This window comes from Dyella sp. ASV21 (assembly GCF_016428975.1).
Classification (GTDB): domain Bacteria; phylum Pseudomonadota; class Gammaproteobacteria; order Xanthomonadales; family Rhodanobacteraceae; genus Dyella.
Window position 1 is genome coordinate 1 of sequence record NZ_JAELTT010000266.1, and the last position, 384, is coordinate 384.

The 384-nt window shown below is 72.9% G+C and carries 1 protein-coding gene; it reads left to right on the forward strand.

The annotated features are described in order from the left end of the window. The first annotated feature begins 117 nt into the window (after positions 1-117). Positions 118-300, forward strand: a complete 183-nt coding sequence (locus JHD67_RS21655; protein ID WP_199101196.1) for a hypothetical protein — start codon at positions 118-120, stop codon at positions 298-300. Positions 301-384 lie beyond the last annotated feature (84 nt).

A 384-nucleotide genomic window follows, 5' to 3' on the forward strand; every position in this document is an offset into this window, starting at 1 on the left:
CCCCCCCCCCCCCCCCCCCCCCCCCCCCCCCCCCCCCCCCCCCCCCCCCCCCCCCCCCCCCCTCCACCACCCCAACCCGGCAACCGAGATTCGGTCACGGGTCTCGTGGGCTCGGAGATGTGTATAAGAGACAGGGCGACGATCGTCCTCGAACATCTCGCGACGCAGCGTCTCGGTATTCACCAGGTTGCCGTTGTGCGCGATGTGTTCAACCAGACCGCGATGAGCGGCCTGCGTGGCCGCATTGGCCTCTGTCTCTTATACACATCTGACGCTGCCGACGACAACGTTCGGGTGTAGTTCTCGGTGGTCGGCGTGGGATGGAGGGGGGGGGGGGGGGGGGGGGGGGGGGGGGGGGGGGGGGGGGGGGGGGGGGGGGGGGGG

Coding starts and splice junctions, on each gene's coding strand:
- JHD67_RS21655 (WP_199101196.1), top strand. CDS start 118: ATGTGTATAAGAGACAGGGCGACGATCGTCCTCGAACATCTCGCGACG.